This window comes from Accumulibacter sp., from assembly GCF_031732815.1.
GTDB lineage: Bacteria > Pseudomonadota > Gammaproteobacteria > Burkholderiales > Rhodocyclaceae > Accumulibacter.
This window is the reverse complement of record NZ_JAVMKF010000127.1, coordinates 1-21,970: the sequence shown is the minus strand read 5'-3', so window position 1 is coordinate 21,970 and position 21,970 is coordinate 1. Positions and strand designations below refer to the sequence as shown.

Annotated in this window: 16 protein-coding genes; 4 read left to right on the top strand and 12 right to left on the bottom strand. The window is 65.7% G+C overall.

Annotated elements, in window-relative coordinates; genetic code table 11:
* Nucleotide 1: 1 nt before the first annotated feature.
* A complete protein-coding gene (locus RKP46_RS09060; protein WP_311106346.1) occupies nt 2-667 on the bottom strand; it encodes an HAD family hydrolase in 666 nt (221 codons plus the stop codon).
* A 20-nt stretch (nt 668-687) separates the two neighbouring features.
* Nucleotides 688-1,353 carry a DnaA regulatory inactivator Hda gene (hda, locus tag RKP46_RS09055; RefSeq protein WP_311106345.1) on the bottom strand — a complete coding sequence of 222 codons (666 nt, stop codon included), beginning with the start codon at nt 1,351-1,353 and terminating at the stop codon, nt 688-690.
* 144 nt (nt 1,354-1,497) lie between these two features.
* Here hda and purM point away from each other — a divergent pair, with 144 nt between their 5' ends.
* The 3 genes from purM to RKP46_RS09040 all read left to right on the top strand — a co-directional run bounded on the left by purM (nt 1,498) and on the right by RKP46_RS09040 (nt 5,887).
* Nucleotides 1,498-2,535 (top strand): phosphoribosylformylglycinamidine cyclo-ligase, encoded by a 1,038-nt coding sequence (purM, locus tag RKP46_RS09050; RefSeq protein ID WP_311106344.1) that lies wholly within the window; start codon nt 1,498-1,500, stop codon nt 2,533-2,535.
* An 894-nt stretch (nt 2,536-3,429) separates the two neighbouring features.
* Nucleotides 3,430-5,472, top strand: coding sequence for an ATP-dependent helicase (locus RKP46_RS09045; protein ID WP_311106357.1), 2,043 nt, complete (start codon nt 3,430-3,432; stop codon nt 5,470-5,472).
* Nucleotides 5,473-5,755: 283 nt separating this feature from the next.
* On the top strand, nt 5,756-5,887 hold the full coding sequence (locus RKP46_RS09040) for a hypothetical protein (protein WP_311106343.1): 132 nt from the start codon (nt 5,756-5,758) through the stop codon (nt 5,885-5,887).
* A gap of 136 nt (nt 5,888-6,023) precedes the next feature.
* Here RKP46_RS09040 and RKP46_RS09035 read toward each other — a convergent pair whose 3' ends face one another.
* The 10 genes from RKP46_RS09035 to RKP46_RS08990 form a co-directional block, all read right to left on the bottom strand.
* Complete coding sequence (locus RKP46_RS09035) at nt 6,024-6,965, bottom strand: DMT family transporter (RefSeq protein WP_311106342.1); 942 nt, start codon at nt 6,963-6,965, stop codon at nt 6,024-6,026.
* 103 nt (nt 6,966-7,068) lie between these two features.
* Nucleotides 7,069-7,629, bottom strand: coding sequence for a peroxiredoxin (locus RKP46_RS09030; RefSeq protein WP_311106341.1), 561 nt, complete (start codon nt 7,627-7,629; stop codon nt 7,069-7,071).
* A gap of 2 nt (nt 7,630-7,631) precedes the next feature.
* Nucleotides 7,632-8,345 carry an ABC transporter ATP-binding protein gene (locus RKP46_RS09025; RefSeq protein WP_311106356.1) on the bottom strand — a complete coding sequence of 238 codons (714 nt, stop codon included), beginning with the start codon at nt 8,343-8,345 and terminating at the stop codon, nt 7,632-7,634.
* Nucleotides 8,345-9,166 carry an ATP-binding cassette domain-containing protein gene (locus tag RKP46_RS09020; protein ID WP_311106355.1) on the bottom strand — a complete coding sequence of 274 codons (822 nt, stop codon included), beginning with the start codon at nt 9,164-9,166 and terminating at the stop codon, nt 8,345-8,347. The genes RKP46_RS09025 and RKP46_RS09020 overlap by 1 nt, the downstream gene beginning before the upstream one ends.
* Nucleotides 9,167-9,252: 86 nt before the next feature.
* Nucleotides 9,253-10,557: a high-affinity branched-chain amino acid ABC transporter permease LivM gene (livM, locus tag RKP46_RS09015; protein WP_311106340.1), complete on the bottom strand. Its 1,305-nt coding sequence runs from the start codon at nt 10,555-10,557 to the stop codon at nt 9,253-9,255.
* Complete coding sequence (locus RKP46_RS09010) at nt 10,557-11,471, bottom strand: ABC transporter permease subunit (RefSeq protein ID WP_311106339.1); 915 nt, start codon at nt 11,469-11,471, stop codon at nt 10,557-10,559. Before RKP46_RS09010 ends, livM begins: the two co-directional genes overlap by 1 nt.
* Before the next feature lie 120 nt (nt 11,472-11,591).
* Nucleotides 11,592-14,738 (bottom strand): bifunctional proline dehydrogenase/L-glutamate gamma-semialdehyde dehydrogenase PutA, encoded by a 3,147-nt coding sequence (gene putA / locus RKP46_RS09005; protein ID WP_311106338.1) that lies wholly within the window; start codon nt 14,736-14,738, stop codon nt 11,592-11,594.
* Between the two features lie 142 nt (nt 14,739-14,880).
* Entirely contained in the window at nt 14,881-15,978 is a 1,098-nt protein-coding gene (locus tag RKP46_RS09000) for a branched-chain amino acid ABC transporter substrate-binding protein (RefSeq protein WP_311106337.1), read from the bottom strand.
* Between the two features lie 985 nt (nt 15,979-16,963).
* Nucleotides 16,964-17,713, bottom strand: a complete 750-nt coding sequence (locus RKP46_RS08995; protein WP_311106336.1) for an OmpA family protein — start codon at nt 17,711-17,713, stop codon at nt 16,964-16,966.
* 77 nt (nt 17,714-17,790) lie between these two features.
* On the bottom strand, nt 17,791-19,203 hold the full coding sequence (locus RKP46_RS08990; protein WP_311106335.1) for a caspase family protein: 1,413 nt from the start codon (nt 19,201-19,203) through the stop codon (nt 17,791-17,793).
* Between the two features lie 551 nt (nt 19,204-19,754).
* Here RKP46_RS08990 and RKP46_RS08985 point away from each other — a divergent pair.
* Nucleotides 19,755-21,970, top strand: a 2,216-nt coding sequence (locus RKP46_RS08985; RefSeq protein ID WP_311106334.1) for a filamentous hemagglutinin N-terminal domain-containing protein, incomplete at its 3' end; no start/stop codon positions are given.

Below are 21,970 nucleotides of genomic sequence, written 5' to 3'. Positions count from 1 at the left end.
CTCATGCGAGAAGGCTGGTCACTGGCCAGCCGAGCGCTTCGGCATGGGCGCGCAAGGTAGCATCAGGGTCTACCGCCACCGGGTTGCTGACCCTGGACAGCAGCGGAAGGTCATTTTGCGAGTCACTGTAGAACCATGTCCGCGCGAAACTTCCCCACCACAGACCGATCGCCTCCAGCCAGGCTTCGACGCGCTGGATCTTGCCCTCGCGGAACGACGGAATTCCTCGCACGCAGCCGGTGAATTCACCCTGCTCGTGCGCCGGTATCGTGGCGATCAGGTGCGCAATGGCAAGGTCGCGCGCGACGGGGGCGGTGACGAAGCTGTTGGTTGCGGTGACCAAGGCACAGAGATCGCCGCGTTGGCGGTGGCTATCGACCAGCGTGCGTGCTTTTGCATTGATCAGCGGTCGAATGCGCTGCGCGAAGAATTCGTCACGCCAGGCGTCGAGTACGCGGCGCGGGTGGTGGGCGAGGGGGCGCAACTGGAAATCGAGGAAGGCGTCGATGTTCAGCGTTCCCGCCTTGTACTGTTCGTAGAATTCGATGTTGCGGGCTTCGTACAGGTCGCGGTCAAGGACGCCTTTGGCGATCAGGAACTGAGCCCACTCGAAGTCGCTGTCGCCGCTGATCAGGGTATTGTCGAGGTCAAAAAGGGCAAGGTCCATGATCGGCCGGTTCGTTCGGATCAGGCGCAACCGCTCGCAGCGGTGTGCAGAACTTCGCGCAGCAGGGGCAGCGTGATCGGTCGTTTGTGTTCGAGCGCGTACTGCTCGATGGCGGTCAGCAAGGCGGTCAGGCTGCGCATGTCGCGCGGCGCACGGGCGAAGAGGTAGTGCAGCACGGGTGGGGGCAACACCAGACCGCGTCGCCGGGCGTGTTCGGTCAGCGCGGCAAGCTGCTCGGCCTCGGGCAAGGCAAGCAAGCGATAGAGCATGCCGCTTGCCAGACGCGTCCGCAGGTCTTCGCGCAATTGCAACTGCGCCGGTGCAACGTTCGCTGCGGCAAGCAGCCGCCCGCCATTGGCACGCCGTCGGTTGATCTGGTTGAAGAGGGCCAGTTGCCCCTGCTCGCTGAGCGCTTCGACATTGTCGACCGCGAGGCAGGGCGCGCTGCCGGCGATCGACGACAGCTCCGGATCCGCGCGTGCATCACGGTACGATCCCGGGCTGCTCGCCCGCAGGAGGTGCGTCTTGCCGGCCCCGGAGTCTCCCCACAGAAAAAACAGCGTTTCGCTGTTCTCGGCCATCAACCACGCGGCAAGTGCGGTCAGCGTTTCGCTGTTGCCGCCGACGACGAAGTCTTCGAACGCCGGGTTTGCTTCGGGCAGCAGGTCAAGAATCAACTGGCGCATTATCGAAAGTGTCGTTCCGGGGCGGGTGCTTACAGGTCTGACCACACGTCGGCAGGCATTTTCGGATAACATTCGACGTTTGGCGAGCAAGTTGCGCATTCTACCATGCCGGATTGACCCGCTTGGCGCGGGGCAGACAAGACGATGACAGACAGACCTCTCTCCTACCGTGACGCCGGGGTCGATATCGACGCTGGCGACGAGCTCGTCGAACGAATCAAGCCTTTGGCCAGAAAAACCATGCGCGACGGCGTGCTGGCTGGAATCGGCGGTTTTGGCGCGCTGTTCGAAGTGCCGCGCAGATACCGTGAGCCCGTACTCGTCGCCGGTACCGACGGTGTCGGTACCAAGCTGAAGCTGGCTTTCGAGTTGGGCCAACACGACACGATTGGCATCGATCTTGTCGCAATGAGCGTCAACGACATACTGGTCCAGGGCGCCGAGCCGCTCTTTTTCCTCGACTATTTCGCCTGCGGCAAGCTGCACGTGGCGACGGCGGCGAACGTCGTGCAAGGCATTGCACGGGGCTGCGAGATGGCTGGCTGCGCACTGATCGGCGGCGAAACGGCCGAGATGCCGGGAATGTATCCGGAAGGCGAGTACGATCTGGCGGGATTCGCCGTCGGCGTCGTCGAGCGATCGGCGATCATCGACGGTACGCAGATCGCGGTCGGCGATGTCGTTCTCGGGCTACCGTCGTCCGGCGCGCACTCGAATGGCTATTCGCTGATCCGCCAGATCGTTGCGCGTTCGCACGTGGACCTCGGGCAGGCGTTTGATGGCGATCGGACGCTGGCCGAAGCGGTCATGGCGCCGACACGCATTTACGTCAGACCCCTGCTGGCGGTCATGCAGGCGCTACGCGTCAAGGGAATGGCGCACATCACCGGCGGCGGGTTGACCGGCAATGTGCCGCGTATCCTGCCGGTTGGCGTCAAGGCCGAACTTGTCCAGAGCGCCTGGCCGCGACAGAAGCTGTTCGATTGGCTGAAGTCGGAAGGGCAGGTGGCGGAAAGCGAAATGTACCGCGTCTTCAACTGCGGAATTGGCATGGTCGTCGTCGTTGCGCGTGAGGACGCGCGCCAGGCAGTGCGCATTCTGCGCGACGCCGGTGAGCCCGCTCTGGTGATTGGCAGCATCAAGCCGCGGCGCGAGGGCGAGGCAGCAACGACGGTCGTTTGACGCTCCATCCCAGGTCCACCACCAGAATTTCCCGGTATGCGCTCTGCGCCGCCGATCAGATGCGCTGCTCGGCGCTTGCGGCGCAAAGCTCACTGTTGGTGGCTGCGGCGGAACGACTGCGTCTCAGACCTTGATGTTGATTCGACCGGCGGCGCTTGATCGCCGGCGGCCGGTGTCAGTGCGCGTGTCGAGCAGAACGGGGCGGCTTTCCAACCGACGTTCGCCTTTTCGACGTTCGACGATGGGCACTGAACTGGTCTCTTCACTGACTGCCGGGGGGGCGAGCGGCCGTGCGCTGTGCGCAGGGCGGGGCGCCGTCGGCAGCGGTCGGCCCTGCAACGACGGCGAGAGGTCGTTCGCCAAGCTGGCAAGGTTAGCCACGGGTTCGGTCTTTCTGTCCTCGTCTACCGCTCGGCCTGGGTTCGGCGCGGGCGGTATCGCTTCTGCTGGAATCTTCATTATCATCCTCCAGTTCGACGGCAGTGCTGGCTGCAGCGGGCGCCCATCCTGGAGCAGACGGGGGCGCCGCGATACTGTACCACGCTCAGTTGCCAAGCGGACAGGCCGGGCGGCGCCGGCCTGCGCCTGGCCGGACGGAGCGGACGACGGCAGGCGGGCGCAGCTCGTGCCGACGACCGTTCTGCCGCCCAGCCGTCATGCCTCGTCTGCTCGCCGAGCGCTGGCGTAGGCGAGGCGGAGTGCGGGCGATCACGCTATACTGGCGAGAATGACAGATGATGAGAGGTCTGCCCGGTGAAGGTTCTGCCCCCGGCGGCGGTCCACCCGCCGATCAACGAGACGGGCGTCGAGGATGGCGACGCCGCTGAGAAGTTCGCGCGGCGTCGACCTTCGACGCGCGCGGACGCACTTGCCGGACTCAATGAACAGCAGCAAATGGCGGTCAACTTCGGCATCGGCCAGCCTGCGAGCAGCGCCGACGACGGGACGCGCGACGCGCCACTGCTGGTCATCGCCGGCGCCGGCACGGGCAAGACGAGCACGCTGGCGCATCGCGTCGCGCAGCTCATCGCCGGCGGCGTCGACCCGCATCGTCTGATGCTGTTGACCTTCTCGCGGCGGGCAGCCAACGAAATGACTCGCCGCGTCGAGCGCATTCTGCGACGCGAATCCGGGTCCGCCGGTGGTGCGCCGCAGCTCGTCTGGGCCGGAACCTTCCACAGCGTCGGCGCCCGCCTGTTGCGCGAGTACGCTCCGGCGATCGGTCTCGATCCTGCATTTACGATCCACGACCGGGAAGATTCGGCCGATCTGCTCAACCTTGCGCGCCACCGGCTCGGCCTGTCTACCACGCAGAAGCGTTTCCCGCTGAAGGCGACCTGCCTGGCGATCTATTCCGCCGTGCTCAACCGGCAGGCGCCATTGAGCGAGATTCTGCACAGCGCTTTTCCCTGGTGTGTCGGATGGGAAAGCGAACTGAAGCGCCTGTTTCTCGCCTACGTTGAAGCCAAGCAGGCGCAGCAGGTGCTCGATTACGACGATCTGCTGCTCTATTGGGCCCAGATGCTCGAGCAAGCTGAGCTGGCGAGCGCCCTCGGCACGCGCTTCAGCCACGTTCTGGTTGACGAGTATCAGGATACCAACCGCCTGCAGGCCAGAATTCTGCTGGCGCTGAAGCCGGATGGCCGCGGCCTGACCGTCGTTGGCGACGACGCGCAGTCGATCTATTCGTTTCGTGGCGCCACCGTGCGCAACATCCTCGACTTCCCGCAGCAATTCGACCCGCCGGCGCAACGTGTCACGCTGGAAAGGAACTACCGTTCGACGCAAGCCATCCTGCGCGCGGCGAACGCGGTCATTGCGCTTGCCGCCGAGCGCTTCGGCAAGAACTTGTCGAGTGTGCGCGAGTCGTCGGCAAGGCCGCGTCTGGTTGCCGTGGCCGACGATAGCGAGCAGGCGATCTACGTCGCCGAACAGGCGCTTGCGCGGCGAGAGGAGGGGATCAGGCTGCAGGCGCAGGCGGTCCTTTTTCGTACCGCACAGCACAGCGCGCGTCTCGAAATCGAACTGACGCGGCGTGGCATCCCGTTCGTCAAGTTCGGCGGGCTCAAGTTTCTCGAAGCAGCGCACGTCAAGGACGTGCTGTCCATGCTGCGTTGGGCGCAGAATCCGCGCGACGAGGTCGCCGGTTTCCGGGCCGTTCAACTGGTCGCCGGCGTCGGCCCGAAAACTGCCGGCCGGCTGATGGCCAATCTTGCCCAGGCCGCCCCCGGTTGCGCGCTGCTTGACGAACAGCCGGTGGGCGAAAGGGCGGCAGCGGGCTGGCGTGACTTCGTTGCCGTGGTCGAGGCGCTTGCTGGCCCGGGAGTGCAGTGGCCGGCGGCGTTCGAGGACGCTTGCCGCTGGTACGGCGAGCAACTCGAGCGGCTGCACGCCGACGCCGAAGTCCGCCGCGCCGACCTCGAGCAACTCGTCCGCATCGCGCTCACCTATCCGAGCGCCGAACGCTTCCTGACCGAACTGACGCTTGATCCGCCCGAGGCGACCAGCGGCGAAGCCAGTCGGCCATTGCTCGACGAGGACTACCTGATTCTGTCGACGATACATTCGGCCAAGGGGCAGGAATGGACCGCGGTCACGCTGCTCAATGCGGTCGACGGCTGCATTCCATCAGATATGGCGACCGGATCGGCTGAAGAAATCGAAGAGGAGCGCCGCCTGCTCTATGTGGCGATGACGCGCGCCAAGGATCACCTCGACCTGCTCATGCCGCAGCGCTTCTACCTTGCCCACCAGGCGCGCCTGAACGACCGGCACGTTTATGCCAGCCGGACGCGCTTCATTCCGAACGCCCTGCTCGACCACTTCGAGCAGGTCTCCTGGCCGCAGCAGCCGCCCGACGGCAGGGCGCCGGAGAGTTCGTCGGCGCGCCGGGAAGCCGTCGATCTCGCCGCGCGCATGCGCGCCATGTGGCGCTGAGCGACCAGGCGCCGGGGTAAGCAGCGCGTCACCGGCGGATGGCCGGGGCTCTGCACGCTCATTGCCGGCGACTTCAGACTCTCCGCCAGCCACTTGGCGCTGGCGAGCCGTCCGCATAGGATGAATTTTTCTCATCCGTTGCATGAGCTTTTCTCGTTTGTCGAAACCTGGCCGAGCGACTAGAGTTTCTGCGAGCTTCGTGCGATGTGTGACGGGAGATTCGGCCGAAGCGTAATGGCACTGCCGTCAAAAAGGCAGGGCAGTAATCCAAGGAGCAGCAAGAATGGAAGCGGGAATTCCGGTTGTCGGCGCGAGCATCACCATCCTCTTCATGTTGGCGTGTTTTTCATCGCCGGGCATTGGTCTGGTCGTTGACTGGATGGCGCGGCACAGGAAACAGCAAGGCAAGGTCTGAGCGATCTGGAGACCGCTCCGGCGGTCGCATGCGCGCCTTGACGGCGCGTAAGCGGGGCAGCGGCAGGCAGGCGCCGACTCGCGCCCGCTGTTCCCGTCGATGAGCTGGCTTGCTCCCTGGCGCGATCCGACGCTGCTCAGGCGCGCTCGGCGCGCGCTGCCAGATAGATTCCGCAGAGCAGCAGGATGAAGCCGATGCCTTGCAGCAGGGCGAAACCTTCGTCGAAGAGGAGCCAGGCAAGCAGTGCGCTGCCGACCGGTTCGCCCAGCGTAACGACGGCGACGAAAGTCGGCGAAACGTGCTTCAGCGACCAGTTGTATGCGGTGTGCCCGACGAGCTGCGGGCCGACGGCCATGCCGAGAGCGACCAGGTAGGCAGCGCCGCTGTAGCCGGTCAGCGGCGTGCCGCTGACCAGGCAAGCGTTGACCAGGAAGAGCGCGGCGCAGCCGTAGGCCAGCCAGACGTAGGCGGCCAGCGGCAGCACGGCGCGCAGACGGCGGCCGAGCAGCAGATAGGCGGAGAAGCACCAACTGCCGGCGAGCGCCAGGAAGTTGCCGAGCAGCGGCTGCGTGCCGGCTGCGCTGGTCTGGCTGTCGCTCCAGAAGATCAGCAGGCTCCCGGTCAACGAAATGACGATGCCGACGAGCATCAGCCGGCCCGGTCGTTCGCCGAAAAGCACGAACGAGGCGATGCCGATCCACAGCAGGTTGGTCGTCACCAGGGCAGTGCTGCTGGCGACCGAAGTATAGGCGAGCGAAGTGATCCAGGTGGCAAAGTGCAGCGCGAGAAAGCAGCCGGCAGCGGCGGCGAGCAGCAACTGGCGGCGGCTCAGCGTGCGCAGCGCACGGCTCGACGGGTAGAACGCGAACGGCGTCACGATCAGCGCGGCAAAGGCCAGCCTCAGCGTCGCAATGGCGAGCGAGGGCAGGCCGTTGGCCTGCGCATAGCGCGCGAGAATCGCCCCGAAGGAAATCGCCAGCAGGCCGACGCCGAGCACCAGGAAAGGCAGCCAGCGCGGCGCGTGGCGGTCGGTGCCTGCCGCTTTACTGGCTACGCGGCCGGCGTCAGTCTGCGTCATCCGCTTGCACTGCGCGCATCGATGCGGACGAGTGGCCGTCCGCCTGACCTGAGTGGCCAGCCGCGGGCCATGTCGTGCCTGCAGGCGGCTCGCAGAGGCGCTGTCAGTGTGGGCGGCGCAACCAGGCGAGCACCTCGTCGGCATTACGGTCGGGCGGGAAGACCGGATAGAAGACCTTCGCAATCTGCCCGTCGCGCACGATCAGCGTCAACCGCTTGTACAACTCCATCCCGGCGACGGTGAAGGTCGGCAGTTGCAGGTGGCGCTTCAGTTGCAGCGTTTCGTCGCTGAGCAGTTGAAAGGGCAGATGCAGGCGCTCGCGCGCCTCGCGCTGATCGGCGCCGGTCTGCGCACTGAGGCCGTAGACGCGGGTTTCCAGGGCAGCCAGTTCGGCGAAGTGGTCGCGAAAGCTGCACGACTGCGGGGTGCAGCCGCGCGCGCCAGGGATGCCGTCCCAGCCCTCGGGCAGAGCGACTCCGGGTCGGCCGGTCATCGGGTAGACGTAGATCACCCAGCGCCCGCGCAGCGCGGCAAGTCTGACCGTCGTGCCGTCGGTCGCCGGCAGCGAAAGCTCGGGCAGCGCTCTGCCGGGTAGATGGTCGGCCGCCCCGTCGTCCTGCGGCACCGGCAGATTGGCCGGCAAGGGGAAGTCGCTGATGCTCATCCTCAGGCGTGTCCCCCGCTCAGATACGCCGCGTGCACCTCGGGGTTGGCGAGCAGTTCGCGGCCGCTACCGGAGAGGACGATACGGCCGTGCTGCAGGACGTAGCTGCGGTCGGCGACGCGCAATGCGTGATGCGCGTTCTGTTCGACAAGCAGGATGGTCATCCCGTGCTCGCGGTTGAGCTCGCGTATCGTCTGGAAAATTTTCTTGATGTAGAGCGGTGCCAGGCCGAGCGAAGGCTCGTCGAGAAGGAGCAGTTGCGGCCGGCTCATCAGTCCGCGGGCGATCGCCAGCATCTGCTGTTCGCCGCCGGAGAGCGTTCCAGCGCGTTGCTCGCAGCGTTCGTGCAGGATGGGGAAGAGCGTGTACATGCGTTCGAGGTCGACCGCGAAATTCGCTTGGTCAGCGAGTACCGCGCCCATCTGCAGATTCTCCAGCACGCTCATCCGGGGGAAGATGCGCCGCCCTTCGGGGACGAGCGAAATGCCGCGGCGGGCGATGTCGTGCGTTGCCAGACGCGTGATGTCTTCGCCGTCGAAGACGATGCGGCCGGCCGAAGCGCGCGGCTGACCGCAGAGCGTCATCATCAGGGTCGACTTGCCCGCGCCGTTGGCGCCGATCAGCGTAACGATTTCGCCCACCTGCACCTCGAGGTCTACGCCGTGCAGCGCATGGATCGCGCCGTAGTGCGCATGTACGCCAGAGAGTCTGAGCATCATCGTGCGTTCTCCACCGTTTGCGCGTTTGCCGGCGGGTGAGCGGCCGGCGCTTCTTCGCCGTCTTCCTCGCCGAGATAGGCCTTGATCACGTTCGCGTCGCGCTGCACTTCGGCCGGCGAGCCCTCGGCGATCTTGCGGCCGTAGTTGAGCACGCAGACATGGTCGGAGACGTTCATCACGACGCTCATGTCGTGTTCGATGAGCAGGATGGCGATTCCTTCGTCGCCCGCCAGATGCTTCAGCAGTTCGTTCAGTTCAGCCGATTCGCGCGGGTTGAGCCCGGCTGCCGGCTCGTCGAGGCAGAGGAGAAGCGGGTCGACGCAGAGCGCGCGAGCAATTTCGATACGTCGCTGCATGCCGTAGGGCAGCGCTCCGGCCGCACTGTCGGCGTGCGCGATGAGTTTCAGACGTTCGAGCCAGCCGACCGCCTTGGCGATCGCTGCAGTCTCGGCGCGCCGGTAGCCGGGCAGACCAAAGAGACCCGCCAGCGAGAAGCGCGAGGCGTGCTGCAGCGCATTGTGCTGCGCGACGATCAGGTTTTCGAGCACCGTCATCTGCGGGAAGAGCCGGATGTTCTGGAAGGTGCGGACGACCTGTGCACGGCGTGCGACCTCATGGCTGGCCAGTTTTTCCAGGCGCAGGAGCCCGCGTTGTGGATGATTCAGCCGGATGCTGCCGAGCGTCGGCTTGTAGAAGCCGGTCAGGCAGTTGAAGAAGGTCGTCTTGCCGGCGCCGTTGGGGCCGATGACGCCGGTGATGCGGCGTGCGGCGACGTCGAGCGACAGATCGTCGATCGCCAGCAGGCCGCCGAAGCGCATGCTCAGGCGGTCGACGCGGAGAAGGGGTTGTGCACCGTCGGCCGGCGTCGCCGCGCGCGCGACGGGCGTTGCGTTGGCGGCCGCGTTCATCGCCCGGCCTCTGCACTGCGGTAGGCCAGCGTCGGTTCGCGTCGGGCCAGGATTCCGCCCGGCTTCCAGATCATGATCAGAATCATCGCGGCACCGAAGAGGAGCATGCGGTATTCCGCGAAATCGCGCCCAAGCTCGGGCAGCAGGACGAGGACGAGCGAGGCGAGGACGACGCCGAGCTGGCTGCCCATGCCGCCGAGGACGACGATCGCCAGGATGATCGCGGACTCGTTGAAAGTGAACGACTCGGGTGAAATGAAGCCTTGCCGGGCGGCGAAGAAAACGCCGGCGAAGCCACCCAGCATGGCGCCCAGCGCGAAGGCCGAAAGCTTGACGTTGCGCGCGTTGATGCCCATTGCCTTGCAGGCGATTTCGTCTTCGCGCATGGCCTCCCAGGCACGCCCGATGGGGAGCTTGCGCAAGCGCGAGACGAACAGGTTGGTGAGCAGCGCGAGCGCCAGAATCAGGTAATAGAGAAAGATGATGCGCTGGTGCGGCGAGTATTCGAGACCGAAGAACGAGGCGAAGGTCGGCTCGTCGCCCGGCGGCTTGAACGGCAGGCCGAAGAACGACGGATGGGGAATCGACGTGATGCCGTTCGGACCGCCCGACATTTCGGTCCAGTTGACCAGGATGACGCGGATGATTTCGCCGAAGCCGAGCGTGACGATCGCCAGATAGTCGCCGCGCAGGCGCAGCGTCGGCCAGCCGAGCACGATGCCGAAGGTCGCCGCCATCGCCCCGGCCACCGGCAGTGCCTGCCAGAAACCCCATCCGAACTGCGTCGCGAGCAGTCCGTAAGTGTAGGCGCCGACCGCGTAAAAGGCGACGTAACCGAGGTCGAGCAGGCCGGCGAGGCCGACGACGACGTTCAGCCCCCAGCCGAGCATGACGTAGATGAGCACCGTCGTTGCCGTGTCGACGACATAGCGATTGTCGGCGAAGACGATCGGCAGAACGAGTGCGACGAGCAGAGCCAGCCAGCCAGCCCGACGCAGCAGCAGACTGGTTGCCGGCTGCTGCTCGGCGCTGGCGGCACTCGCTGCGCGCGCCGCGGACTGGCGCTGCGCGCGCCAGTAGTCGATGCCCCAACGCAGCAGCAGGCGGCCCGCGAAACAGACGCCGACGAAGGCAAACAAGGCCGGCCAGCGCGTCGCGATGCGCAGCGCGCCGCCCTGATCGACGGTGGTCAGGCCGATCATCGGGACGCCGAGGAGCAGCGCGATGAAGGCGGTGGCGGCGGCGTCACGCAGCCGTTCGGCAAAGGAGACCGGTTGCTGGGCGAAGACCAGGGCGCTCATCAGACCTTCTCCACTTCCGGCCGGCCGAGCAGGCCCGAGGGACGAAACATGAGGACCAGGATCAGGATGCTGAAGGTGGCCACGTCCTTGTATTCGGCCGACAGGTAGGCCGCCCAGAAGGCTTCGATCAGGCCGATCAGCAATCCGCCGAGCATCGCGCCGGGCAGTGAGCCGATGCCGCCGAGAACTGCCGCGGTGAACGCCTTGATTCCGGCGACGAAGCCGATGAAGAAATCGACCACGCCGTAATAGACCGTCACCATGACGCCAGCGACCGCCGCCAGCGCCGCGCCGAGCATGAAAGTAAGCGAGATCGTGCGGTCGACGTTGATGCCGAGCAGGGCGGTCATTGTCCGGTCCTGTTCGCACGAACGCTGCTGGCGGCCGAACGAGGTGCGCGTGATCAGCCAGGTGAAGGCGGCCATCAGGGTGACGGTGACAACGATGATCAGCACCTGCGAATACGCCAGATGAACGGTGAAGCCGTCGACGGTAAGCAGATCGACGCCGCCGACGAGGACCGGGGCAATCGGTTTGACGCGCGCCCCCTGAGTGAGCTGAACCATGTTCTGCAGGAAGATCGACATGCCGATGGCCGAGATCAGCGGCGCCAGCCGGGTCGAGCCGCGCAGCGGTCGGTAGGCGGTACGCTCGACCGTCCAGCCATAGACCGAGGTAAACAGGACGGCGACGAGCAACACGACGAGCAGGGAAAGCGGCACCGAACTGATGCCGAAGGTCGCGAGCAGGGTAAACACGGTAATCGCAATGAACGCGCTGACCATGTAGATGTCGCCGTGCGCGAAGTTGATCATGCCGATGATGCCGTAGACCATCGTGTAGCCGATCGCGATCAGGCCATAGACGGCGCCCAGTGTCAGCCCGTTGATCAGTTGCTGCAGTGCGAGAGCCATTTGCCTCCTCCTCTTGTCGTTCTTGTTGCGTCCGCCTTCTGATGGCGCGTTGCACGCCCGGGCACTGTATCGCTCGGCTGCCTGGCCGGCGCCGCGGCCGGCCAGGCGGCGTTTTCTTGCCTACTCCTCGTTCTGGTCGAGCGCCATCAGGCCGGCATTGCCACCGGCGGCCGTGGTGTCGACCGAGCGCGTGCGCTCCGTGGAAAAGCGGTAAAGGTAGTGTGGTCCGCCGGCTTTTGGTCCGGTGCCCGAGAGGCCTTGCCCGCCGAAAGGCTGCACGCCGACGACGGCGCCGATCATGTTCCGGTTGACGTAGACGTTGCCCACGGGCAGGCGGCTGGCGATGCGCTCTATCGTTTCGTCGATGCGGCTGTGCACACCCAGCGTCAGGCCGTAGCCGGTGGCGGCGATGGCGGCGCAGACTTGATCGAGTTCTTCGCCGCGCCAGCGGATGACGTGCAGGATAGGGCCGAAGATCTCGCGCTCGAGCCGCGTCAGGCTGTCGATTTCGTAGGCACGCGGGGCGAAGAAGGTGCCGTGGCGGGTTGCTTCGTCGTCCAGCGCGCAGGTGTGAAGGGGCAGCGCGAAGCTGTCCAGGCGTCGCGTGTGGGCAACGAGCAGCTCGCGCGCGGCCTGGTCGATCACCGGGCCGACGTCGGTCGCCAGATCGGTCGGATTGCCGACGCGCAGTTCCTGCATCGCGCCGGCGAGCATGGCGATGACCCGGTCGGCGATGTCGGCCTGGACAAAAAGAACGCGCAGGGCCGAACAGCGCTGTCCGGCCGAGTTGAACGCCGAGGCGACGGCATCGCGCACGACCTGCTCGGGCAGCGCCGACGAGTCGGCAATCATCGCGTTCTGCCCGCCGGTTTCGGCAATCAGCGGCACCAGTGGGCCCTCCTTGGCGGCCAGCGCGCGGGCAATCAGGCGGGCCACTTCGGTCGAGCCGGTGAACGCGACGCCGGCGCACGCCGGATGTTCGACCAGGGCAGCCCCGATGCGTCCGTCGCCGGGCAGGAAAGCCAGCACGTCCGCCGGTACGCCGCCGGCGTGCAGCAGCTCGATCGCCAAAGCGGCGACCAGCGGCGTCTGCTCGGCCGGTTTGGCAAGCACGCAGTTGCCGGCGACCAGCGCTGCCGCGACCTGGCCGACGAAAATGGCCAGCGGGAAGTTCCATGGGCTGATGCAGACGAAGACGCCACGCCCATGCAGCGACAGACTGTTGCGTTCGCCGGTCGGACCGGGCAGGACAATCGGCTGAGCCAGCCTGCTGCGTGCCTCGGCCGCGTAATAACGGCAAAAATCAATCGCTTCGCGCACCTCGGAGAGGGCATCGGCGGGTGTCCGGCCGCCTTCGCGAACGATCAGCGCGACGAGTTCCGGCAGGCGCCCCTGCAGCAGATCGGCCGCGCCGTCGAGTGCTGCCGCGCGCTTTTCGGCCGGCGTGTTGCTCCACCCGGGAAAGGCGGCGCTTGCCGTTTCGTAGGCGCTGGCAACGTCGGCGAGGCTCGCTTCGCTCACCTGGCCGACGGTGTCACGCTGATCGGCCGGCGACGCCACCGGTCGGGCGGCGCGCCGGGCGCTGTGCCCGCCGATCAGCGGCTCGGCAACGTAGAGGATGCGCCGGCTGCGTTCGATCGCACTCACCAGGTCTTGCAGAGTCGCTTTGTCGTTCATGTCGAGTCCTTCACTGTTCGCCCGTTCGGCGCCGAAAAGCGCACGCGGCAAGGGAATCCGCGTCTGTCGTTTGACCGCGAGGGCGGCCGCCTTGCCGACCGGGTCGGCGATCAGCGCAGCGATCGGCAATTCGGCATCGGCAATCCGGTTGACGAAAGACGAATTGGCGCCGTTTTCAAGTAGTCGACGAACCAGGTAGGCGAGCAGATCCTCATGACTGCCGACCGGTGCATACACGCGGCAGGCGTGACCCGCGCGGCCTTCGCCGACCACCTGATCGTAAAGTTCCTCGCCCATCCCGTGCAGGCGTTGATACTCCCACTCGTCGCTGCCGCCGGCGCTGATCGCGATCTCGGCTACCGCGGCGAGGGTGTGCGCGTTGTGCGTGGCAAAAGCCGGGTAGAAGGCGCGCGGATCGGCAAACAGCCGGCGAGCACACGCCAGGTACGAAACGTCGCTCGCCACCTTGCGCGTGAACACCGGGTAGTCGGCGAGCCCGCGCTCCTGCGCCAGCTTGATCTCGGCGTCCCAGTAGGCGCCTTTGCACAGGCGCACGATCAGGCGCCGATCAGCCCGTCGCGCCAGGTCGGCCAGCCAGTCGATGAGCGGCAGCGCCCGCTTCTGATACGCCTGCACGGCGAGTCCGAGACCGTTCCAGCCAGACAGTTCGCTGTCCATGGCGAGTGCTTCGATCAGGTCGAGCGACAGCTCCAGGCGGTCGCTCTCCTCGGCGTCGATCGTGCAACCGATATTGCGCGCTTTGGCGCGCAGGGCGAGTGCCTTGATCGCCGGCAAGAGCTCGCGGTGAACGCGCTCTTCCTGCGCCACTTCGTAGCGCGGATGCAGCGCCGAGAGCTTGATCGAGATCGACGGTGCGGCGAACACCGAGCGGCCGCCCGCCGCCCGACCAATGGCGGCGATCGCCTTGCTGTACGATTCGAAGTAGCGTAGCGCGTCGGCGCTGGTCCGTGCCGACTCGCCCAACATGTCGTAGGAGTGCCGGTAGCCGGACTTTTCGGCGTTGCGCGCGCGCTCGATCGCTTCGTCGATGTTGCGTCCCATGACGAACTGGCGGCCGAGGATGCGCATCGCGGTCGTTACCGCCTGGCGGATCACCGGTTCGCCGGCGCGGGCCACCAGGCGCTTCAGCGTTCCGCTCAGGTTGGTGTCGTCGTTGCCCAGCTTGACGATGCGGCCGGTGAGCATCAGGGCCCAGGTGCCGGCATTGACGAAGGTACTGTGTGAAGCACCGAGCCGCCTTTCCCACTCGGTGCTGCCGATCTTGTCGCGAATCAGGCGGTCGACGGTGTCGGCATCCGGAATCCGCAGCAGCGCCTCGGCCAAACACATGAGGACGACGCCTTCGCGCGAGGACAGATCGTAGGTGGCGAGAAAGGCATCGATGCCGCCCGTCTGCAATCGGCTTTCGCGCACCGTCTGGACAAGCGGTGTCGCACGCTGCGTGATGCCGTCCTCCTCGGAGGGCGAGAACCGCGCCAGCGCGATGAGTTCATCGACGACCGCAGCTTCGTCGATGCGATGGTATTCGCGCAAACGCCGGCGCAGCGCGTGGGGGTCATCGGGGTTCATCGCAGGCTCCAGTCGGCAGGGCGGCCGGGAAAGGCCGCGCGAAGATGGGTGGGAGGAGCAGGCAGCGCGTGCCACGCTGGCAGCGCTTGCGCGTCCGCCAGCCAGCACGGCTGCAGCTCCCCGCGGCGTCGCCGGTGCTGCCTTACTTCTTCACGTAGTCGTACTGACCGCCTTTCCATTGATAGACCATGAAGCCGGGCAGTTTGTTGTCGCCTTTCGCATCGAAGCTCAACTTGCCGATCACCGTATCGAAGCTGCCATTGCGGATCGTCTTCTCGAGATCGGCGTACTTCGTGCTCTTCGCCTTGTCGGCGGCTTGTGCGAAGAGCTGCATCGCGGCGTAGGCGTACATGACGTAGCCTTCGGGTTCGACCTTCGCATCGCGGAACTTCTTGACCACGGCGGCGGCGGCGGGATTCTTGCGCGGGTCCGGGGCAAACGTGAACATGACGTTATCGACCGCCGGGCCAGCCGCACTGACCAGCTCCGAATTGGTCATCGTGTCGCCGCCCATCACGGTCAGCTTCAGACCGGCCTGCTGCGCCTGACGCAGGATCAGCGCCACTTCCGTGTGGTAGCCACCGAAAGCCATCACTTCGACGCCGGCCGACTTGAGCTTGCTGACCAGTCCCGAATAGTCCTTCTCGCCGGCGGTGATCGCTTCGCGCAGGGCCGGTTTGGCGCCTTTGGCCTCCATCGCCTTGGCAATCTCGTCGGCCAGTCCCTTGCCGTAGGCGCTCTTGTCATCGACCACGGCGATCTTCTTGCCCTTGAAACTCTCGGCCAGATAGCTGCCGGCGACCAGACCCTGCTGGTCGTCGCGTCCCATGATCCGGAAGATGTTCTTCAGCCCACGCTCGGTGACCTGCGGATTGGTCGATACGGTGGCCATCGGAATCTGCGCCTCGTTATAGACGTCGGATGCCGGAATCGTCGAACTCGAACACCAGTGGCCGTGCATGAAGACGATCTTCTTGTTCACCATCGTGTTGGCGACCGAAACCGCCTGCTTCGGGTCGCACGCGTCGTCACCGACTTCCAGCTTCAGCTTCTGGCCAAGGACACCGCCCTTGGCATTGATCTCGGCGATCGCCAGTTCGGCGCCTTTCCGGATCTGGTCGCCGGCCGAGGCATACTGCCCGGTCATCGGTCCGGCGATCGCGACCAGATGGTCGGCCCAGGCGTTGCCGCCGGCGAGGGCGAAGAGGCCGATGCTGGCGGCCAGGATGTGCTTGTTCATGGGTTTCCTCCTGTTGTAATGGGGTGGCTATTCAGGTCGTGTTCGGCGAACGAGGCAGCGCGCTGGCGCGGGCGGCTTCGTTCGCTCCGACCCGGTGGAACAATGCAGGGCAGGTCGCGCCGTACGGGCGCTCGAACATCGAGGTGAGGCGGTGGCTGAGCATCCGCTGAACACTATCGGCTTTCTTGAACAAATTCGACAACGGAAACGCTGGGCTTTGCCGCCAGGGCGGCACCGCACCCGGGCCAGCGGCCAGCCTGTTCCTGCCTTGTGCCGCCCGGGCGAGGCGATCATCGAGTCGTCGTGGGCGACTTGCAAAAAGTCCGACTTGACGCCGCACGATTGCGGACCGTGACCCTAACGCCGGCCGTTGGCGATTGCAAGCTGCAGTGCAGCAATGCCTTTCCACCGCTGACGAATGATGCTCGCGGAATGATTCACGGGCGCAGGCATGAGACTCGCCGGCGGGCTCGCCCGGTTTGGCCAGGGTGGCGCCTGGCTATCCGCGCGTGGCGAGGCGCATCGTCGCCGGGGTGATGAGCAGCGCAGCTCTCGCACACGCTAGACCGCAGCACGGTGCGCGTGCCCTGAACCGCCTGCAGCCCGCCGCTCCGCGGTGCGCCCATCCGCCGGACGAAAGCAGCAACGAAACGAGAACGAAGCGCCAACGAAACTATGCTGATCGGTATACCGCCACAGGTCTGCCGGAACCGGACGGCGGGCAGCCACTGGTGAGCGTTCCTGCCGCGTGCCGGTATCTGGAATTACGGCGAGGAATGGCGGCCAGGAGGCGTCGGCCGCGCCGCCGGGGAAATCACAGGCATCGTAGCGTTGGCGATCGCTAGACCGACGGTGCACGGTTCAGTCAGCCGACCGACGCGCCCCGTCAGACGATCAGTCGGTACGCCGCTGTCGAGCTCATCGTCTCCAACACGAAGACGCCGAGCAGGGCGCGGCGCCGGCGCGTCGCGGCCCAGCGTGCCGCCTACTGCGCCGTGCGCGCGGTGATTTCGACTCGCCGGTTGGCTGGACTGGCGGGATTGCTCTTGTCCTTGAGCTGCTCGGAGCCGACGCCAATGGCGCTGGCAAACGACGGTGCAAGCGCGAAATTCTGGATGAAGTATTGGCGGACGGCCTCGGCGCGCTGCTGCGACAAACGCTTGTTCAATGGCACCGTACCGGTCACGTCAGTATGACCAACGAAAACCACCTTATTGCCCGAGGTCTCGTTGCGCTTGAAAACCGGACCGAACTGGGCCAGCAACTGTCTGGCCGCTTCACTGAGCTGAGCCGACCCCGTTGCGAAGGAAATCCCGACTGGCAGTGAAAAAACCTTGCGGGACACCATTTGGCCGCAAGTAAAGCCAGCTTTGGCCGCTTCCTCGCAATCGCTGCTATTGGCTGCTTTCGGGAAAAGGCCGCTCTCGATCGCCTCGGGAGTCAGTTGTGCGTTGATCTCAACGCTGCCGTCAGCCTGTCCTGCGACAACCGGCAACGGCAGCACTCCCAGCCCGAGTAAGGCACAAACGGAAGCAGCCGTGCGGAACTTGATCATCATCATTAGCCTCTCCAATTGACCTAGGGATATACCCCGATAGACGCCGATAGGCACCGAAAAGGTGTCCGCCCATGTCGACAGACGCCGATTCGCGCCGGACCTTGCCAAGCTGTAATCTGCCACCCCCAACCCTTGCGTGCCCAAAGCAAAACCTGCCAAGCTTGGACATATTTCCATTATACATCCCACCTGCAGAGTTTTCGGGAAATTTCGTGCTTACATCGCCCTGGTCGCCGGGTGGCAGTGGCCGGCGCTCAACAGTTTTCCGATTTGCGTGAGGCGCACAGGCCCTTCGGCGGCTGGTAGCCGAGCCGTTCGGCTTCCGGGCCAAAGAACTCGGCGTCCGGATCAGCCTTCTCGGCCAGCCGACGATAGAGCTCGTAGCACGCGATGGCGTTGCCGAGCAAAGCTGAATAGCGCAGCCACTGTTCGCCCCGCAGCGCATTGGCCGCCAGGCCGTTGCTGCCCAGGCGATACATCTCGGAGATCCGCGCTGCCGCATCCTTGTCGCCGCGCAACGCTTTGCGCAAGTCCTCGGTGAACAGTTCGTCGCCGCGCGCCGCCGTAAAGGCGCTGGCGGAAAGGCGGACGAAGCGGCTGGACAGCGCGCGCAGCGCGTCATCCGCGCCGGCCAGCGCCACGCGCGCTTGCGTCTCGTACTTGCCGCCGGGGTAGGCGCGCAGAAACTCCTCGGCCGCCCGCCGAATCTCTGCCGGCGCGAGCAACGCCAGTTGCCGGGTATACGCCTCGTCCTCGGCGCCGCGCGTTTCCAGGCCGCTGCGCCGCCGCCCGAGACGGAAGACCCCGGTCTGACCCGTGGTGATGTGCGGTCGCTGCGCCAGACGGCGGATGATCTCGAGCGCGTGTGAGGACATCGTCTGCTGCACGCGCAAGCGGGTAAGCTCGAAGATGTCGTTGATCGGCGTCTCCTCGCCGACTTCGTTCAGCGTGCGCACCAGCTCACCCGTATAAAAGCTGTTCTGCTTCGGATCGCTCGGTGAGAGCGAAACCTGCCCCGCGCTGGCTGAAAAAGCGACGATGCAACCGGTGGGTGCCGTCGAGTAGTTGAAGGCGCTGCTCTTCTCCTGCGGCGACAGGCCGTCCCGGCAGGCGTCGATGACCGCGATACCGAGCCCTGGGTAGCGCTGCGGAAAAGCCGCCAGCACCTCCTCCTGCAGATTGATCGACTTCTCCTTGGCCTTCGGGTCATCGGTTGCCACGTGCGCCGGCAAGAGGTAGTTGCGTCCCTCGAACTGCATGCCGTGCCCGCAGAAATAGACCAGGCCGATCGTTCGCCCATCGTCCGGCAGCGCGCGCATGCGCTGACGGAAGCGCTCGATGCTATTAGCGAATGCCGCACGGTCGAGATCGTTCTCGACCTTGACCTCGAAGCCATGCCGGCGTAGCGCAGCCTCCAGGTCGCGACCGTTCTTGGGCGCCGGCAAGATGCTCTTGCCAGCCGGATACGTTCCGCAGCAGACGAGTAGCGCCAGGCGATTGGCCGGCGGCGGTGGGCCGCTCGCCGTCGTCGCTGATGCGTCCGGCTGTGTTGCATCGGCAGCGCTCGCCGTATCGCCGGCGAACAGGAGGGTCAGCAGCGCACGCCAGCCATTACCGATGAATTCTCGCCGGTGCGCCGACTCGATGGCAGGTTCTCGTTTGGGCAAAGCACTTCGCATCACGTCAGGAACTTCCGGCGCAACTCCAACGCCGGCCAGGAAAGCAGGTTGAGAAAATGGGACCCGAATAGAAACCCGGTTGGCACGACCGCGCCGACGGCAGCACGCCATCTGTCGGTGCGGCAGGCCAGTCCTCGTTGCCCGGCAAATATACAACCCGAGCTTGAAAAAAGCAGTATATCAACTACACTACCGGTGCTTACAGTTTCAGTTTCGACAGTTCGTCTATTCTTTCCTGCCGACCTCGGAATTCCCCCAGCCGGCGGCGCGTGCACCGCAAGCAGCGGATGCGTGTGAAGGAGAATTCGCGACTGGCGTGAAAGCACCACACCCAGCGGACGACAAGCCGCTGAAACGGGCTTACGGCGTGTCGCCGCCGCCGTCGTCGCCTTACCCGGCGGACTGGCGCGGACGCCTCCGGAAGTCCGCAAGAACATAATAAAGCAAGACAAAACCCCAAGCAGATGGCAGGACGACCAAGCGAAGAGCGTTGACAGGCCCATCGCAGACACGGCTGGGCAAGTATTGGGAGGTTTTCGATGTTCGGTAGGCAGCAGGCACAAACGCCGGCGCAAAGCCGGCAACCGGCACAGATCGCACAGATCGCACCCATCGCAACACCCGCAGCGCGCGGCGCTAGCGCACACACCGCTTGTCGGTCGTTGCGCAAGCGCCAGCCGTACCCACTGTACACGCTGCGGCCAGTATCGCTCGCCTTGCTTGCTTTCTTTGCCGGCAGCGCGCTGGCGCTGCCGAGCGACCCGGCGCTGATCGCGGGACAAGCCACGGTCAGCCGCACGGGTCCGACACAACTCGTGATCAACCAGAGCAGCGCAAAAGCCGCGCTCGACTGGCGCAGCTTCAACGTCGGCGCGAACGAAGCCGTGCGCTTCAACCAGCCCTCAGCCAGCGCGCTGACCGTCAACCGCGTGACCGGCAACGATCCCTCGCAGATTCTCGGCCGGATCAGCGCGCCGGGCTCGGTCTTCCTGATCAACCCGGCCGGCGTCTACTTCGGCGCCTCGGCCGTCGTGCATGTCGGCAACCTGATCGCCGGGACGCTCAGCGCGCAGCCGCTCGACCTGCTCAACGGTCGCCTGAGCTTCAGCCGCACCTCGGGCAGCGCGGCCAGCGTGCGCAACGACGGACGCCTGGAAACGCCGATCGGCGGCAGCGTATCGCTGCTCGGCAGCGAAGTCATCAACGCCGGCTCGATCAGCACACCGGGCGGAACGACCGGCCTGATCGCCGGCGACCGCATCGTCGTCGACTTCCACGGCGACGGTCTCGTGCGTTACCAGGTCGACGCCGCAGCCGCGCGCGCGCTGGTCAGCAACCCGGGGCGGATCGACGCCGACGGCGGGCGCATCGCGCTACAGGCAAGCGCCCGCGACGCCCTGGTCGACACCGTCCTGAACGTCGAAGGAATCGTGCGTGCACGCGGCGCGCGCCAGCACAACGGCGAGATCTACCTCGACGGCGGCAGCAGCGGAGTCGTCAGCGTCAGCGGCCAGCTCGACGCGGCCAGCCGCGAGCCGGCAGCCGCCGGCGGGCAGATCAGCGTCCTCGGCGACAAAGTCGGCATCTTCGGCAGCGCGCAACTCGACGCCTCGGGCGACGCCGGCGGCGGCCGCATCCTGATCGGCGGCGACTACCAGGGCAAGGGCAGCGTGCGCACCGCGCAGCAGACCTACGTCGGCAAGGACGCAACGATCACCGCCGACGCACTGAGCACCGGCCAAGGCGGCAAGATCATCGTCTGGGCTGACGACTGGACGCGCTTCTCGGGTTCGATCTCGGCCAGAGGCGGCCAACAACACGGTGACGGCGGCTTTGTCGAAGTCTCCGGCAAACAGAACCTGGGCTTCGACGGACACGTCGACACGTCCGCACCGCACGGCAGCGTCGGGTCGCTGTTGCTTGATCCGAGTGATTTGTATGTGGGGGGCACGGCGCCCGAAGGAGCGACGGTGCTGACCAGTACCTCGTTCAAGGCTCCGCCGGATAACGTTCCCGATGGCAGCTTCTTTGTCGCCGCGGGCAGCTTGGCGAGCAACACGGACTACACCTTGCAGGCAACGCAGGACGTCATCTTTAACCAGGCTAGCGTGACCTTTGGTTCTGGAACCGGGAAAACGGTGAGCGTGACGGCCGATCGTCATATCAAGGGTAACGGCAGCACGGCCCCCGGGATCAACACTAGGGGCGGCAACCTCAGCCTGAAGGCAGGGACGGCTACGGCGTCGGGGAGCATCACCGTCGGGAGCATCACCGTCGGGAGTATCGACATTGGGAGCGGCACGCTGACCGTCGATCTCGTCAATGCGAGCGGTACGATGAACCAGACGGCGGGGATCACCGCTGGCGCGTTGGAGAAGAAGGGGTTGGGGACGCTGACGCTGGGCGGGACCAACATCTACAGCGGCGGCACGACGATCAGCGGCGGCGTCCTCGCGGTGACCCAGCCCGACTCGCTGGCGAGCGGCTCGCAGTTGGTGATCAATGGCGGCAGCCTGGAGATCTCCGGGGACATCACGCTCAACACCCTGCAGAGCTTCAAGATGCAAGGCGCTGGCGCATCCGGCGGCGGAGCGCTGCGGTTGGCGTCCGGCAAGACCGGCGGCTACGCTGGGCCGATCACCCTGACCGGATCAACGACCGTCAGCGCAGCAAGCGGCAGCGTCCTCACACTCGCTGGCGCGATCACGCAGGACCCGAGCGCATCCAACCCCGGCTTCAGCCTGACGAAAGTGGG